The following is a 16,819-nucleotide window of genomic DNA, read 5'->3' on the forward strand; positions in this document are numbered from 1 at the left end:
TAGTCATCTGCTTAATGCTATTTTCAGAAATGCTGCGTGATTACGCTGAAATGTAATTAGCTAGTGTTTACCGCTGGATGACGTATCTACAAGGTATAATTACGCCCTGAATGTTAATTACGAGCATGGTCTTGCTATGCTCGTAATTTGTTATATTAACGTTGATATTGCCTATTATAATAAATATTATATTATATTCAATATGTTATAATTATAATACCGAAGTAAGGCAGCCTGTTAGTTAAACTTATTGCAAGATGCAAGAGATATGCGCAGATAAGTTAAAAGTTTTAATAAACGTACGCATGTTGTAGCACATGAAACATAATATTTAGATAATCTGAGATTGTAAAAATGCAACATATTCGTAATTTTTCCATTATCGCCCACATTGACCATGGCAAGTCTACTTTAGCCGACCGCATTATTCAGTTGTGCGGAGGACTTTCAGATCGCGAAATGGAAGCGCAGGTGCTCGATTCCATGGACTTGGAACGTGAGCGCGGTATCACCATCAAAGCTCAGACAGCTGCGTTGCAATATAAAGCTCGTGATGGCCAGATATATAATCTCAACTTGATTGATACGCCGGGACACGTGGATTTTTCTTACGAGGTCTCACGCTCATTGTCTGCCTGCGAAGGTGCGTTGCTAGTCGTAGATGCATCTCAGGGGGTGGAAGCGCAGACAGTAGCGAACTGCTATACCGCTCTCGATCTGGGGGTAGAAGTAGTGCCGGTGTTGAACAAAATTGACTTGCCGTCTGCCAACCCGGAAAACGCTATTGAAGAAATTGAGGAAGTAATCGGTATCGACGCGCACGATGCAGTACGCTGTTCGGCCAAAACAGGCGAGGGCATACAGGACGTACTGGAAGCTTTGCTTGTTAAAGTGCCGCCGCCTACAGGTGACCCGACTGCGCCGTTGTGTGCTCTGATTATAGATGCATGGTTCGATAATTATGTTGGTGTAGTGATGCTAGTTCGGGTTTTTAACGGTACTTTAAAACCCAAGGACAAAATTTTATTGATGGCTACTGGTTCGCAGCATTTGGCTGAGCATATCGGTGTATTTACGCCTAAATCACAGCCTCGTGATGTATTGTCTGCCGGTCAGGTCGGTTTTGTCATTGCGGGTATCAAGGAGCTGACGGCAGCCAAGGTTGGTGACACCATCACGTCGGCAAACAGGCCCACAACCACAGCCTTGCCAGGTTTCAAGGAAGTGCAGCCACAAGTATTTGCTGGATTATTTCCAGTAGAGTCAAATCAATATGATGCTCTAAGAAATTCGCTGGAAAAGCTCAGACTAAATGACGCTTCCTTGCAGTATGAACCGGAGGTTTCGCAGGCATTGGGGTTTGGTTTTCGCTGTGGATTCCTGGGATTGCTGCATATGGAAATTGTGCAGGAACGACTGGAGCGCGAGTTTGATATGGATTTGATTACTACTGCACCTACCGTTATTTACGAGGTGGTGCAGCGGGATGGAACTATGCTGATAGTAGATAACCCATCCAAGATGCCGGATCCGTCCAAAATCGAGGAAATCCGTGAACCCATTGTGACAGTCAATTTGTATATGCCGCAGGAGTACGTTGGTGCGGTAATTACATTGTGTACTCAAAAGCGCGGTATTCAGCTAGACATGAGTTATCACGGTAAGCAGGTGTTGCTGGTGTATGAGATACCTATGGCGGAAATCGTACTCGATTTCTTTGACAGGCTGAAATCGATATCACGTGGCTATGCCTCGATGGATTACGAATTTAAGGAATATCGTGCGGCCGATGTGACCAAGGTAGATATACTTATCAACGGTGAAAAGGTAGATGCGCTGGCGATTATCCTACACCGTAGCAACAGCCAGTTCCGCGGCCGTGAAGTCGTAGCCAAGATGCGAGAGTTGATTCCGCGTCAGATGTTCGATGTGGCGATCCAAGCTGCTGTCGGTTCAAACATAATCTCGCGTGAAAATGTCAAAGCGCTACGAAAAAATGTACTAGCCAAATGTTATGGTGGTGATATTTCACGGAAGCGTAAATTACTGGAAAAACAGAAGGCTGGCAAAAAACGTATGAAGCAAGTAGGTAACGTGGAAATTCCGCAGGCGGCTTTTTTAGCAATTTTGCAGGTTGGCGATAAATAACGTAGAGGCGGAAACTGAGATGGACTTTGCTTTAATTATGTTTGTATTGCTACTGATCACCGGTAGCGTGTGGTTACTGGATCGCTGTGTGCTGCAATCGAAACGCACATCGTCCACAAAAGAACCTTGGTGGGTGGAATATTCCAAGAGTTTCTTCCCTGTTATCTTGGCGGTATTCTTGCTGCGCTCATTTCTGGTTGAGCCGTTCAAAATACCGTCTGGGTCGATGATTCCGACTTTACAGGTAGGTGATTTTATTTTGGTTAATAAGTTTACTTATGGTATTCGTTTGCCCATCATCAGCAAGAAGCTAGTAGAAATCAACTCCCCAAGTCGAGGTGATGTGATGGTATTCCACTATCCAGAAAATCCATCATTAGATTATATTAAGCGGGTGGTTGGATTGCCTGGTGACCACGTTGCATATCGCAATAAGAAGGTGTTTGTGAACGATGTACTGCAAGAACAACAGCCAGAGGGTGACTATAACTATGTGGAAACTGCATTGAACTTTGTGCATACAGAGCGTTATACAGAAAATTTGACTGGTCATAGCCATGCAATGTTGGTAAACCCCGAAGTGCCCAACATGCATATTGGTGCAGTGGCGGAATTCCCTTACCGGGAGAATTGTGCATACAGCGAAATGGAAATGCACTGTACAGTTCCAGCTGGACATTATTTTATGCTTGGTGATAATCGCGATAACAGCCGAGATAGTCGTTACTGGGGTTTCGTGCCAGATAATATGATCGTTGGTAAGGCGTTCATGATATGGATGAATTTTAATGATTTAAAACGTATAGGCTTATCCATTGACTGAGGTTGCAAACGAAGGAGGCGCATGATTAAAACAATAGCAAGCAGGCAGCGTGGCGTAAGTTTGTCTGGTCTTTTGATATGGTCAACTCTATTAATACTAGCGGCGATTGTCGGCATGAAGGTTATTCCGGCTTATGTTCAGGATGCCGAAATTAAAAGCATTCTTTCCACCATAGTGAACGATTCTGAAATGCAAGGGGCTCAATCTAAAAGTGTTCGCGAGTCGTTCAGTAAACGCGTCATGATGAACAATATTAATGTAGTTACGGCGGACGATATTGAGATAGTCAAGGATGAGCGTGGCTTATCGCTGAGCATTAGTTATCAAGTCAAAATACCACTGATCGGGAATTCCAGCTTGTTACTTGAGTTCAATCCAAAAGGTTTAAAAAATAGCTGATGAATCGTGATGCGCTGTGCAATCAGATTGGCCATGTTTTCACGCAATCGCAATTATTACAGCGTGCTCTGACGCATCGCAGTTATAGTGCAGCACACAACGAGCGTTTGGAATTCCTAGGTGATAGCATACTCAATTGTGTCATAGCTAAACATCTGTATGACATTAATCCCGATTTGCCGGAAGGTGATTTATCTCGCCTACGTTCCAATCTGGTTAATCAGCAAACTTTGTTCATCTTGGCGCAGCAATTACATTTGGGCGAGTTATTATTGTTGGGCGATGGTGAGCGCAAAAGCGCTGGCTTTCGTCGCCCATCTATCCTTGCCGATACCATGGAAGCATTATTTGGCGCAGTTTTTCTGGATGCTGGTTTTGCGGCAGCAGAGAAAGTTGTACTCCGTTTGTATGTACCCTTTATCGCGCAAGCAGACGCGCAGACGATGGGTAAGGATTTTAAAACCTTGTTGCAGGAATATCTGCAAAGCAAACGTCTGGCGTTACCCAAATATACCGTGATTGCCACTCAGGGCGAGGCGCACGCGCAGCTTTTTCAAGTTGAGTGCCAAATTGAACAATTGAAATTAATCACGTGTGGTGAGGGTAGCAGTCGTCGCACCGCAGAACAGGTAGCAGCAGAAGTTGCTTACCGTCAAATTGTGAGCCAGTTATGAATGCAACAAGCAATTTCCACAGCGGCTTTATTGCCATTGTCGGTCGCCCGAATGTGGGCAAATCCACTTTGCTTAATCATCTGGTTGGCCAAAAAATAAGCATCACCTCACGTAAGGCACAGACCACACGCCATCGTATTACCGGAATATTGACCGAAGAGCACGCGCAATTTGTATTCGTAGATACCCCAGGATTTCAGATGAAGCACCTTAATACTCTGAATCGAGGTATGAATCGTGTAGTGACGAGTAGCTTGCGAAACGTGAATGTCGTGCTGTTCGTGATTGAAGCTCGGAATTTTGACGAGCGAGATCGCCAAGTAATGAGTCTATTGCCAAAAAATATGCCAGTGCTACTTGTAATCAATAAAGTAGATAACATGGAGAATAAATCAGAATTATTGCCATTTATTCAGGAGATAGCCCAGGAGTTTGAATTTACTGCTATCGTGCCAGTTAGCGCGAAGCAGAACAAGCAACTTGACACCCTGTTGAATGCAATTCGACCCTACCTGGGCGAAGGTGAAAAAATTTACCCCGAAGATGAAATCACAGATCGAAATGAACGCTTTCTCGCGGCCGAATTGGTGCGTGAAAAAGTCTTTCGTTTCACCGGTGAGGAGTTACCATATTCAGTCAGTGTAGTGATTGAACAGTTTAAAATAGAAGGAAAGCTGCGCCGAATTCATGCTGCGATTCTCGTCGATAAAGATGCACATAAGGCGATGCTGATCGGTAAGAATGGTGAGAAGCTGAAAGAAATTGCCACTCAAGCTCGATTAGATATGGAGACACTATTTGACGGAAAAGTCTATCTCGAAGTTTGGATTAAAGTGCGCAGTGGTTGGGCAGACAACGCGCAGGTGCTGAAAAGTTTGGGATATGAATAATTTTAATCTTAAGCTCTCTTTGCTTCTTCCTGCACCAACAAGAGATTTTCTGGTGTTGTCCTCACGGCTACGCAACGATTCTTCCTTAGCTGGGTGGTCAAAGCTGCTCAACTTGCGTTTGTTCTTCTGTAACAAGGAGAGGTAGGGAGGAGCAGATTGCAACCGCACAAACACAGATTAGAAGACGAATCCGCTTTCGTCCTGCATAGTTATCCGTATCGTGAAACTAGTCTAGTTCTGGAAGTGTTAAGCCGGGAGCATGGTCGTGTGGCACTGGTGGCGCGCGGTGCACGGCGTCCGAGATCGGCGTTACGCGGATTACTGATGGGTTTTCAGCCATTACTGTTAAGCTGGTTTGGCAAACATGAGTTGCGTACCTTGCACCGTGCCGAGTGGCAGGGTGGTCAGCCGCAATTACAGGGAACGGCTTTGTTGTGCGGTTTCTATTTGAATGAATTGCTGCTCAACCTGATGGTGCGTGATGATCCGCACGAACAGTTGTTTGATTACTACCAGCACACTCTGCAACGGCTAGCAAATGAAGCGAACTATGCTGCCATCTTGCGTTGTTTTGAAAAACATTTGCTGCAAGAGTTAGGCTATGCACTGTTATTGGCACAAGAAGCGGACAGCGGCGAGCCGATTAATTCTTTTGCGCCCTATCGGTACTTGCTTGAACGGGGTGCGGTTCGAGCCACACCAAATGATTCAAATATATCAGAGGGCATATTGATGTTGGGCAAAACCTTGCAAGATATGGCTGCTGATGATTACCGCGATGCAGTTAGCGCGCAGCAGAGCAAGCAGTTGATGCGTATGTTACTGAATCATCATCTTGCGGGTAAGACATTGCATACGCGCGAATTGATAAGGGATCTACAAAAAATATGATCAAGCTTGGACTCAACATCGACCACGTTGCCACGTTGCGCCAAGTTCGGGGCACACGTTATCCCAATGTGATTCAGGCGGCGTTAATCGGCGAGGCTGCAGGTGCCGACGTTATTACGCTTCATTTACGCGAAGACCGCCGCCATATCCAGGATCGGGACGTAGAAATTCTGCGCGATATGCTGCAAACGCGTATGAACCTTGAAAGCGCCATTACCGACGAAATGTTGGCCATTGCCTTGCGTATTAAGCCGCACGATATTTGCTTTGTGCCAGAACGGCGCGAGGAATTGACCACTGAGGGAGGGCTGGATGTGGTGGGGCATTTTGATAGCGTGAAGCGCGCTTGTGAGTGCTGTGCGGCGGCGGGCATACGTGTTTCATTATTTGTGGACGCAGATGAAAAACAATTGGATGCAGCGCGGTCTGCAGGTGCTCCGGTGGTAGAGATACACACGGGAAAATATGCTGATGCAGCCAACGTATCGCATCAAACGCAAGAATTGGCGCGCATTCAGCGCACAGTAGTGTATGCCCATGCTCTCGGTTTGCAAGTTAATGCTGGACACGGCCTAAACTATCACAATGTACAACCTATCGTCGCTATCCCTAATATATGCGAACTTAACATCGGTCATGCCATTATCGCCGAGGCACTTTTCATCGGCCTGGAGCAAGCTGTGAAAAAAATGAAAGCGCTGTTGATCGGTATTCATTCTTAAAGCATGGAAGCTCAGTCACCGTGATTTTGGGTATAGGAACTGATATTGTGGCTTATTCGCGCATTGAGGCAGTACATGCTAGTTATGGCGAGCGCTTCGCACAGCGTGTGTTGAGTCAGCAGGAATTATCGGAGTATCGCGTTCATACCTACCCTGTACGCCTACTGATGAAACGCTTCGCCGCCAAGGAAGCACTAGCCAAGGCGATAGGCAGTGGCCTGCGTTATCCCGTGAACTTGCATAAAATTAGCGTGATACACGATGCTTTTGGCAAACCAATATTTGAATTTGATGTGGAATTGGCTGCACACCTGATGCAATTGGGATTGACACGCCACCATCTAACTATCAGTGATGACCATGATCTTGCTGTGGCATTCGTGATTTTAGAAAAAGATGATTAAGCGTTAAATTGTGAAGGCAAGTGCTCCAATTCGATATTTCCACCAAGGGAAAAGGTCAGCCATTTAAAGATTTTTGGTTCAGACCTTCCGGATTCTACCTTCGCAGAAATGACATACGTAAATTTCATTAGGAGACATTGAATGGGAATCGGCCCGTGCATGCTGGATATCGCAGGACTTACTCTTACTGCGGAAGATGAGGCACGTTTACGTCATCCACTAGTGGGTGGTGTGATTTTGTTTGCGCGTAATTACGCATCTTCGCGCCAGCTTGCCCAGCTGTCAGCCAGCATTCATGCCCTGCGTTCTCCACCGCTATTGATTGCTGTAGATCATGAGGGTGGGCGAGTACAACGTTTTGTCGATGGTTTTACGCGCATCCCGGCGATGCGCGAGCTGGGCAATATTTGGGATGAACATCCGCGCCGTGCCAAGCATCTGGCGCAGCAGGTAGGCTATGTGCTGGCAGCAGAACTGCGTGCTTGTGGCGTGGATTTCAGCTTTACCCCAGTATTAGACATAGATTTTGGCCTCAGCAAAGTGATTGGTGACCGAGCCTTTCATTCCGAGCCGCAAGCAGTAGCCGAACTGGCGCATAGCCTGTTGCTGGGACTTAAGCAGGGTGGCATGTCTACCGTGGGCAAGCATTTTCCTGGACACGGCTATGTGCATGCTGATTCGCATCTGGAAATTCCGATAGATGAGCGCAGCTATACCGACATTGAATTGTGCGATCTGATTCCATTTCGTCAAATGGTGAATTACGGTCTGACTGCGGTCATGCCCGCACACGTGATTTATCCCAAGGTGGACAAACATCCAGCGGGATTTTCAAAAATATGGTTGAAAGATATTCTGCGCGGTGAGTTGGGCTTCAGCGGATGTATCTTTAGTGACGACCTTAGTATGGAAGGTGCCACGGTAGCAGGCGGCATCCTGCAACGTGCAGAGGCGGCGTTGCAGGCCGGTTGTGATATGGTGCTGGTATGCAACCAGCCGTCTTTGGCAGATGAATTGCTGGTTGGACTAAAGTGGGACATGCCAGTGACCAGCAAAGCGCGCCTCCTGCAGATGCGAGGCCACTATCATTCCGATACGTTGGTGCAATTGCATGAGCAAGCAGGATTTATGAAGGCCGTCCATGAGATCGCTGCTATAGGCCCTGGCACCGCAGAACTACCGTTTGCCTAGTTGAGATTTATCCGAACATATGGGTACAGTAATCTACAGGGTGTGAGGTTTAAAATAATAACCCGTCATTATGCATACCATGTTGTAACGGTGGATTAAATGAGTAAAAAGTATGCACCTACTGAGTAGTAATAAGCGAGGAGAAAAAGCATGTCTGATTTGGATTTGTTTGAACCATTGCTCAATTGTGGCACAGTCGAAGAATTGCATACCACAACAGCTAGCATTGCTGGCCAGCTAGGCTTCGACCATTTTATTTACGGGGTGCAGGTGAACACTTCACTTACTCGACCTTACCAATTCATTCTAAATGGATATCCTAAGGAATGGCGCGCTCGTTACGTTGAACATAATTATCAAGAAGTAGATCCTACATACAGTCATTGTATAACTAGAAGACGGGCTATTCCCGTTATTTGGGACAGTCGAGTGTTTACTGGCGACAAAGCAGCTAAAATGAGAAACGAGTCAAAAGAGTTTGGTTTGCAGTGCGGTGCAAGCTTTGCTGTCCACGGCGGTCACGGTGAAGCTGCGATGTTGAGTCTTGCTTCTTCCCAAGATACCAGTAAAGCTGAACAGAATATCGTTTCTATCATAGGGAAGTCTCAATTATTGGCATGCTATTTACATGAGGCAACTCAGCGCATAGTCCTGAGTAAGGGGTCGCTTTTGTTGACAAAAATGGAGCTTACTCTTCGGGAAAAAGAGTGTCTTCTGTGGGCGGCTGAAGGAAAAACTGGGGGTGAAATAGCCGACATACTGAAAATTACGGAGCGTACCGTGACTTTTCATCTACAAAATGCAGGCAACAAAATGGGAGCATCCAACCGTCAACATGCAATTGCCCGTGCTATTTCGATGGGACTTATCGCTCCCTGAATTTTGTTTGACAGCGGATTCACGTGGTAAGTGATCGTTGCTATACTCGAACCCAACAGAACTTACCCAATTTAATGGGTGTATCAAATTGTTCAACCTACTAGATGCCGTGAACGGCACATTTCTCCCTTTCTATTCCAAAGCAATACTCATCGCTTAACTCTAGAAGCTTTTCCAACTAAAGCTTGCAGCCACAAATCGCTATTTTACCCTGTAATATTTTACAGCTATCTAGCCGTTGAGATACGTAGTCTCATTGCTTCTGTCATCCACTAACGACAGAGGGAATAAAATGAGTCAAATAATGCTTGCGCAACATGGAGATGGGTCTTTAGACAATCAAGCGGCGCTGGGAATGTACCGTCTTAGGCACGAAGTCTTTCATGACCGACTGGGATGGGATGTTAATAGTGACAACGGAATGGAACACGACGAGTTTGACGAAGCAAACCCTGTATATGTACTGGCAAAAGATGAAGAGAACGAGGTACGGGGTTGCTGGCGATTACTGCCTACTACCGGTCCAAATATGTTAAGAGATACCTTTCCTCAGCTTTTGCATGGGCAGCCGGCCCCTCAACAAACTGCTGTGTGGGAATTAAGTCGATTTGCAATATCAAGTAGCAAATTGGATAGTAGTGGCTTTGGGCTCAGTAATACTCCTATCCAGATGATCCAGGCAGCTGTGAGGTTCGCTCAAAAAAATGGAATAGAGCGTTATGTTTCGGTTACTAGTGTGGCTGTTGAGCGTATGTTTCGCAAGCTGGGAGTCAGCATAATTAGACTAGGTGATCCCATAAAAATAGGTACTGTTTTAACAGTAGCTGTTGCGTTAGAAATTGACGAGATAACCGAATTTGCATTGTTCGGCACCTTGCCCGAGCATGCACATAGGCTAGCCGCATGAATATTCTGTTACTCGGTGAAGTATCAGGCACCCGTCGCGTTTTGAATAAGTTGCTGGAAAAATCGAAGCATCGGTTAGTCCAGCAAGCATGGGAAAATATGTCTGAGCCAGATTTGGAACAATACGACATGGTGTTGGTAGATGGTAATGTTTACGATTGCTCGCAGCAAGCGCGTTTGCTGGAATGGGTGCGTGAGGCTAGGCGCCTCTTTCCAGACCTGCCGATAGCGGCATTAAATTACGTGGGTACTCCTACAAAGCCTGAAAACGCAGAGTTTGGTATGGCCAACCATTCCTGCGGGGTTTCCGAATCTGGTGACGGGGTCTGGAGCATGCGCTGCCGCTTGAAGGAGCTTGCCTTAAGTGAAACCGCCGCTTTACTGCGCGATGCATGTGAGCGTCAGCCTCTGGAGCCATTTGTTTTTGAATACTCGGGGCAAGGTTGATATACGGAGAGTTTCAATGGACGCATAGCGGGTTGGTCAAGTAAACCCGCTTTACTTCAGTTACATAGCTGGAACTGGAAACAGCTTAGACTTTCTATTAAATATTTATAACTACCCCACCAGCAGCGTGCTTTGAATCACCTGACGCTCATCTGGTCATTGTATAAATGGTATATAGAAGAACATCTATATGTTAGGCGTATCTATAAGCAGGTGAGACTTGATAATTAACCAAGATAATGAGTGATATTAATGCAGGATTTACCTAACTCCGATCAAAAAAATTATCCAGATGCCTCAAACAACAAACCAATTCATTCAGTTTCCGAGCAAGAGAGCAATGGTGTGCGTGAAAAGGAGAGGCAACTCAGGTTATTCGCGCATATATTCGATAGCGTAAATGAAGGCATAATCGTCACCGATGGCGGCAAAAACATGTTGTTTATTAACCCAGCTTTTTCCACTATTACCGGTTACAGCGCTAATGATTTGATAGGCAAAAACCTGAACCTGTTACATCTTGACTTGATGGACGACGCGTTTAACCATGAGACATGGCGCAGCATTAACGAAATCGGAAGCTGGCAGGGTGAGGTTGTCGGCCGGCGAAAAAACAATGAAAATTACGCCGAGTTTTTGAGTATCAGCACAATGAAGAACGAACTCGGTGAGGTCAGCTATTATGTTGGCGTTTTTTCTGACATCAGTGAGCGTAAGGCGGCAGAAGAACGCGTGGCTTATGTTGTGCTGCATGATTTTCTCACCAATCTGCCCAATGCTTTGCTTTTACAAGATCGTTTAGTGCAGGCTATTTGCCATGCTGGCCGCGAGAATCACAAAGTGGCTGTCATGTGTCTTGATCTGGATCATTTCAAAGTTATTAACGACATGCTCGGTCACCTTGTCGGCGATAAGCTATTGCAAGAGGTTGCCCGACGAATTAGCAATGTGAGTCGCGTTAGCGATACAGTAAGCAGGCGGGGTGGGGACGAGTTCGTTATTTTACTGCCGGATTTGGAAGCTGTGGACGATGCCGCCGTTATTGCGGCTAAGCTGATAAATGCCATCTCTCATCCGTGCATAATAGATGGCAACGAAATCAAAATAACCACTAGCATCGGCATCAGTATATTTCCTGAAGATGGATGCGATGAAGATTGCTTGATTAAATATGCTGATGCTGCAATGTACCACGCTAAAAAAAATGGGCGCAACAATTATCAGTTTTTTACTAATGAAATGAATCAGCTTGCGCTTGAACGCATGTCGATCGAACGAAAACTGCGTCATGCATTAGAACGCCAGGAATTCTGTTTACATTACCAGCCTCAGGTGGAGTTGCGCAGTGGTCGTATCATTGGTGTAGAAGCATTGCTGCGATGGAATAACCCAGAGACTGGGATGATTCTACCAGGGCGTTTCATTGCCATCGCGGAAGAAAACGGTTTGATTATTCCGATCGGCGAGTGGGTATTGCGTGAGGCTTGTCGGCAGAACCGTGAATGGCGCATGTTAGGGTTGCCAGAAATTACTATGGCAGTGAACCTATCGACAGTGCAGTTTCGCCAAAATGACTTTGGCGAAATGATTAAGGCTATTTTATGTGAATATGGTCTCGATCCGTCTGCTCTTGAACTGGAAATTACCGAGGGCGCTGTCATGCACAATGCCGAAGCATCAATTGCACTGTTAGTGGAACTAAAGGCAATGGGACTGAAACTTTCAGTGGACGATTTCGGCACTGGCTATTCCAGCTTGAGTTATCTCAAGCGTTTTCCTATCGATAAGCTTAAAATTGATCAATCATTCGTGCGCGATATAGTCGTTGACTCGGACGATGCTGTGATTGTCAGTACGATCATTAATATGGCGCGTACCCTTAAGTTGAAGGTGATCGCTGAGGGAGTGGAAACTGCAGAGCAGCTGTCATTCCTAAAACGTCAGGAGTGCGATGAGGTGCAAGGCTATTATTTCAATAAACCGATGACTCCAGAAAAAATTAGCAAATTGCTGGCATCTGGGCATGAGGAGGATAGTCAGTGGTCATATGAATTGCGATAATAACGGTGTAGCTGGTGTCTTGCTTGTCTAGGCCATTTTTACTCAGTTAGCCAAGGTGGGAGGTGTCAGAAATCAACATTGTGCCAATTCTCGGGTACTCAACCCTTTTCCCGTTACTGGCTTGGCCGCCAGTTCTCGAAATTCTGCTGCATATCACTTTAGGTATTTTTTACTTCATTTGGCACATCCCTCTCTAGTTTAATGTTGACGGGATCTATTAGGAACGGTATGCATGAAATAAAACCTGGCCAATCAATTGATCTACTGAAAGAGCTGCATATTCTCACTCGAGATGGGAAAATGAATCAAGATTCCCGACGCAAGCTTAAGCAGGTTTATCACCTCTATCAATTCATTGAACCATTGCTGCAGGAAATCAGGCAAGATCACCATAACATTCAACTGGTGGATCACGGGGCAGGCAAGTCGTATCTGGGCTTTATCCTTTACGATCTATTTTTCAAGACGCTGAAAGATGCATCGCGTATTTACGGCATCGAAACACGTGATGATTTGATCAAATACTCTCAAGAGTTGGCGTCAAGGCTAAATTTTACAGGTATGTCATTCCTCAATCTATCGGTAGAGCAATCTATTGAATCAGAGCTTTTGCCCGTCAAGGTGAATGTGGTCACAGCGCTCCATGCGTGCAATACAGCTACTGACGACGCCATACGCTTTGCGTTGAAAAAAAATGCTAAATTTATCGTCTTGGTGCCATGCTGCCAAGCAGAAGTAGCAGCCGTTCTAAGAAAAAATAAAGGCAATAATCTGTCGAAAAATGTTTTGACAGAGCTTTGGCGTCATCCTATCCATACTCGAGAATTTGGCAGCCACATTACCAACGTACTGCGCTGTTTGCAATTGGAGGCTCACGGTTACCAGGTGACTGTGACTGAGCTAGTGGGTTGGGAACATTCGATGAAAAATGAACTTATCATCGCGAATTTTAAAAACTTGCCATGCAACCGTCCGACTGAGCGATTAAAGGAGGTGCTGCACACTCTGGGGTTGGAAGAAATGAATGGTCGTTTCTTTACGAGGGAATAGTAGTCATTGCTGAAATCTTTTATTTAACATGCATCAATCTTGTCCGATAATTCGCTCGATTTAACAGATTACGTTTCCAAAGATTACACTCCACTGATCTATTCCGGCAGATTAAATGGATAAATAATGCATTTTTTAAAAAATTTTAGATTGGTGCAGCAAGCTTATAAACAAGGCTTTTGCTTGACCTGACTGGTTATTTCGCTATAATCACGCTCCCTCAAACCCTTGCTCCACTGTTACGCATGACGGGGGGCTTTAAATCCAAAAGGAGAATCAATGCGACATTACGAAATTATATTCATTGTGCATCCCGACCAGAGCGAGCAGGTTCCCGCTATGATTGAGCGATACCGTGCTCTGGTTACGGCCAAGAATGGCTTGATCCATCGCTTGGAAGACTGGGGTCGCCGTCAGTTGGCCTACCCAATCCAAAAAATTCACAAAGCGCATTATGTGCTAATGAATATTGAATGCAGTCAGGAAGTTTTGGACGAAATGGAACATGCATTCAAGTTTAACGATGCTGTGCTACGCCACTTGACTATCAAAATTAAATCTGCTGTAACAAATCCTTCTGCGATGATGAGGGATGAAAAGTCGCGTTCGATAACCGGTCCGGCGTCAGGATCAGGTCAGGCTCCTCAGGTTGAAGTAGTTGTCCCAGCTGAAGTTGCTTCGGTTGCTTGATTGAATGGTGCTTGTAATCGGCTTTCCGTTGGTGGAGAACTTGTCGAAATAGATGGTTTGCGATACACCCCGGCTGGGGTAGCGCGGGTCGTATTAAAAATTCGTCATGCATCAACGCAACTAGAGGCTGGCATAGCGCGTCAGGTTCAGTGCGATATCCCGGCTTTGGCTCTTGGTGCAGCTGCCCAGCAAGCTAACAGTTTGCAACTTGGGCAGCGGGTAAGAGCAGAAGGTTTTTTGGCTCAGCGCAGTTTCCGCATCACACAACTTGTGCTGCACATTGATAACATTACATTAGAATAAGGGGCACAGTATGGCTCGTGTTTTTAAGAAAAAAGATGACAAGAAGAGTAACTCTTCGCGTCAATTGTTCAAACGCCGCAAATTTTGCCGCTTCACCGCAGACAAAATTGCAGAGGTAGATTACAAAGATTTGAATATACTCAAGGAATTTATTGCCGAGAACGGCAAGGTTATTCCGGCACGTATTACAGGCACTAAATCGCGTTTCCAGCGCCAATTGGGCGTTGCAATCAAGCGTGCAAGATTCTTGGCGTTGCTGCCTTACACAGATTTGCATTAAGGAGTAGAACATGCAAGTGATACTTATGGAAAAATTGGTAAACCTTGGACAATTGGGTGACATAGTCAATGTTAAAAATGGCTATGCACGTAACTTTCTGATTCCACAAGGCAAGGCCAAGCGTGCGACTGAGGGAAATAAGGCTGACTTTGCAGTTCGTCGTCTTGAACTGGAAGCTGCAGAGCAAGCCAAGGTGGCAGAAGCTCAGGCACGTGCTGAGAAGTATAGCGGACTGACTGTGCAAATCGTACAAAAAGCCGGGGTTGACGGTAAATTGTTCGGTTCCGTGACCAATGCCGATATCGTTGAGGCGTTGGCACTGCAAGGTTTTACTGTGGAAAAAACTCAAGTGCGCATGTCGGCGGGACATATAAAACAAGTTGGCGATTATCCAGTCAGCATCGCGTTGCACACTGATGTGATATCCAATATTACAGTCTCGGTGCTGGGCGAGCACAAGGCGTAGTCCTTTCCCGCATTGTTGTTAATAAAACAGAGCTGGCAACAGCTCTGTTTTATTTTTTGGTGGCAGTAATTTTCTCGGTGATAGAATGCCACAGCTAGTTTTTGACCAATAACTCGGCATTATGCACAACTTTAACAATACCCCCCCAGATCCACAGCTTGAGGCGTTAAAACTTCCGCCTCATTCGGTGGAAGCTGAACAGTCAGTATTGGGCGGCATATTTTTGGACGCCACCGCATGGGACAAAATTGCCGATCTGATTAGTGAACAAGATTTTTACCGCTTTGAGCACCGCCTGATTTATCGGCATATCGCGCGCCTGATCGAGCATGCAAAGCCGGTGGATGTTATCACCGTGGCAGAATCGCTGGAAAGCAATGCTGAGCTCGACAAAGCTGGGGGATTGGCTTATCTCGGCTCCTTGGCGCAAAACGTTCCATCCGCAGCCAATATTAGACGCTATGCAGAAATTGTGCGCGAACGTGCTGTCATGCGCAAACTAGCCGAAGTTGGCAGCGAAATTGCTACTAGCGCCTTCAACCCAGCTGGGCGCGATGCGAACCAATTGCTGGATGAAGCGGAAAGCCGTGTATTTGAAATCGCTGAGGCAGGTGAACGTGGCCGTCAGGGTTTTACCTCCCTTCCACCGCTACTGACGAAGGTGGTGGAGCGGATTGAGACACTCTACGGTCGCGATAACTCCAGCGATGTCACCGGCGTTGCGAGTGGTTTTACTGATTTGGATAGAATGACTTCTGGCCTGCAGCCAGGTGAATTAATCATTGTTGCCGGACGCCCGAGCATGGGCAAGACGGCTTTTGCCATCAATATCGCTGAGAATGTAGCGCTGGAAAGTTGTCAGCCAGTGGCAATCTTTAGCATGGAAATGGGCGGCATTCAATTGGCCATGCGTATGATAGGTTCAGTGGGTAAACTCAATCAGCATGATTTGCGCACGGGGCGTTTGCAGGAAGATGACTGGCCGCGCCTTACCCATGCGCTGGGACGTTTGAACGATGCGGCTATTTACATAGATGAAACCGCAGCGTTAAATTCGCTTGAATTACGTTCGCGTGCACGCAGACTCCATCGCCAAAATAATGGCCTAGGGTTGATTATCATTGATTACTTGCAATTGATGTCCTCCCCCTCGAGCAAGGCAAGTGAAAATCGTGCTACCGAAATTTCCGAAATTTCACGTTCACTAAAAGGGCTGGCAAAGGAGTTACAAGTGCCTGTGATGGCGCTTTCGCAGCTTAATCGTAGCTTGGAGCAACGCCCAAACAAACGCCCGATGATGTCTGATTTACGCGAATCCGGTGCCATCGAACAGGATGCCGATCTGATCCTGTTTATTTATCGTGATGAAGTATACAATCCCGATTCACCTGACAAGGGTAAGGCGGAAATCATTATTGGCAAACAACGTAACGGCCCGATAGGCAAGGTTGAGCTGACGTTCCGAGGTGAATATACACGTTTTGATAACTTCGCTCACGCTCAATACTAACCCACCTTAAATAAAAATTATAATTTATAATCGTAACTACTCACCCCATCCCTCAAGAGCCTTACCCGCCAAAGCGATTTGAATA

19 protein-coding genes are annotated in these 16,819 nt (G+C 46.0%); all 19 read left to right on the top strand.

What is annotated here, in order from left to right:
* Positions 1-354: 354 nt before the first annotated feature.
* Positions 355-2,148: a translation elongation factor 4 gene (gene lepA, locus MJ769_RS06615; protein ID WP_239235467.1), complete on the top strand. Its 1,794-nt coding sequence runs from the start codon at positions 355-357 to the stop codon at positions 2,146-2,148.
* A 19-nt stretch (positions 2,149-2,167) separates the two neighbouring features.
* Entirely contained in the window at positions 2,168-2,971 is an 804-nt protein-coding gene (gene lepB / locus MJ769_RS06620) for a signal peptidase I (RefSeq protein ID WP_239235469.1), read from the top strand.
* Between the two features lie 21 nt (positions 2,972-2,992).
* Entirely contained in the window at positions 2,993-3,370 is a 378-nt protein-coding gene (locus MJ769_RS06625) for a DUF4845 domain-containing protein (RefSeq protein WP_239235471.1), read from the top strand.
* Positions 3,370-4,044, top strand: coding sequence for a ribonuclease III (rnc, locus tag MJ769_RS06630; protein ID WP_239235477.1), 675 nt, complete (start codon positions 3,370-3,372; stop codon positions 4,042-4,044). The genes MJ769_RS06625 and rnc overlap by 1 nt, the downstream gene beginning before the upstream one ends.
* Positions 4,041-4,934, top strand: coding sequence for a GTPase Era (gene era / locus MJ769_RS06635; RefSeq protein ID WP_239235479.1), 894 nt, complete (start codon positions 4,041-4,043; stop codon positions 4,932-4,934). The genes rnc and era overlap by 4 nt, the downstream gene beginning before the upstream one ends.
* Before the next feature lie 156 nt (positions 4,935-5,090).
* Positions 5,091-5,825: a DNA repair protein RecO gene (gene recO / locus MJ769_RS06640; protein WP_239235481.1), complete on the top strand. Its 735-nt coding sequence runs from the start codon at positions 5,091-5,093 to the stop codon at positions 5,823-5,825.
* Positions 5,822-6,547, top strand: coding sequence for a pyridoxine 5'-phosphate synthase (pdxJ, locus tag MJ769_RS06645; RefSeq protein WP_239235483.1), 726 nt, complete (start codon positions 5,822-5,824; stop codon positions 6,545-6,547). The genes recO and pdxJ overlap by 4 nt, the downstream gene beginning before the upstream one ends.
* Positions 6,548-6,567: 20 nt before the next feature.
* Positions 6,568-6,951, top strand: coding sequence for a holo-ACP synthase (gene acpS, locus MJ769_RS06650; protein ID WP_239235484.1), 384 nt, complete (start codon positions 6,568-6,570; stop codon positions 6,949-6,951).
* 141 nt (positions 6,952-7,092) lie between these two features.
* A complete protein-coding gene (gene nagZ, locus MJ769_RS06655; protein ID WP_239235486.1) occupies positions 7,093-8,142 on the top strand; it encodes a beta-N-acetylhexosaminidase in 1,050 nt (349 codons plus the stop codon).
* A 150-nt stretch (positions 8,143-8,292) separates the two neighbouring features.
* Positions 8,293-9,021 (top strand): LuxR family transcriptional regulator, encoded by a 729-nt coding sequence (locus tag MJ769_RS06660; RefSeq protein WP_239235488.1) that lies wholly within the window; start codon positions 8,293-8,295, stop codon positions 9,019-9,021.
* Positions 9,022-9,313: 292 nt separating this feature from the next.
* Positions 9,314-9,928 (top strand): acyl-homoserine-lactone synthase, encoded by a 615-nt coding sequence (locus MJ769_RS06665; protein ID WP_239235490.1) that lies wholly within the window; start codon positions 9,314-9,316, stop codon positions 9,926-9,928.
* Positions 9,925-10,374, top strand: a complete 450-nt coding sequence (locus MJ769_RS06670) for a hypothetical protein (protein WP_239235491.1) — start codon at positions 9,925-9,927, stop codon at positions 10,372-10,374. Before MJ769_RS06665 ends, MJ769_RS06670 begins: the two co-directional genes overlap by 4 nt.
* Before the next feature lie 252 nt (positions 10,375-10,626).
* The gene (locus tag MJ769_RS06675) at positions 10,627-12,435 is read left to right on the top strand and encodes a putative bifunctional diguanylate cyclase/phosphodiesterase (protein WP_239235498.1); all 1,809 of its coding nucleotides are present in this window, start codon (positions 10,627-10,629) and stop codon (positions 12,433-12,435) included.
* Between the two features lie 228 nt (positions 12,436-12,663).
* Complete coding sequence (locus MJ769_RS06680; protein ID WP_239235500.1) at positions 12,664-13,485, top strand: class I SAM-dependent methyltransferase; 822 nt, start codon at positions 12,664-12,666, stop codon at positions 13,483-13,485.
* 279 nt (positions 13,486-13,764) lie between these two features.
* A complete protein-coding gene (gene rpsF, locus MJ769_RS06685) occupies positions 13,765-14,175 on the top strand; it encodes a 30S ribosomal protein S6 (protein WP_239235502.1) in 411 nt (136 codons plus the stop codon).
* Positions 14,176-14,478 (top strand): primosomal replication protein N, encoded by a 303-nt coding sequence (gene priB, locus MJ769_RS06690; protein ID WP_239235503.1) that lies wholly within the window; start codon positions 14,176-14,178, stop codon positions 14,476-14,478. It abuts the gene before it with no gap.
* A gap of 10 nt (positions 14,479-14,488) precedes the next feature.
* Positions 14,489-14,758 carry a 30S ribosomal protein S18 gene (rpsR, locus tag MJ769_RS06695; RefSeq protein WP_239235505.1) on the top strand — a complete coding sequence of 90 codons (270 nt, stop codon included), beginning with the start codon at positions 14,489-14,491 and terminating at the stop codon, positions 14,756-14,758.
* A 10-nt stretch (positions 14,759-14,768) separates the two neighbouring features.
* Entirely contained in the window at positions 14,769-15,224 is a 456-nt protein-coding gene (gene rplI, locus MJ769_RS06700) for a 50S ribosomal protein L9 (RefSeq protein ID WP_239235506.1), read from the top strand.
* 121 nt (positions 15,225-15,345) lie between these two features.
* Positions 15,346-16,734: a replicative DNA helicase gene (gene dnaB / locus MJ769_RS06705; protein WP_239235508.1), complete on the top strand. Its 1,389-nt coding sequence runs from the start codon at positions 15,346-15,348 to the stop codon at positions 16,732-16,734.
* The last annotated feature ends 85 nt before the right edge of the window (positions 16,735-16,819 follow it).

This window comes from Candidatus Nitrotoga sp. BS (assembly GCF_927797785.1).
Taxonomy (GTDB): domain Bacteria; phylum Pseudomonadota; class Gammaproteobacteria; order Burkholderiales; family Gallionellaceae; genus Nitrotoga.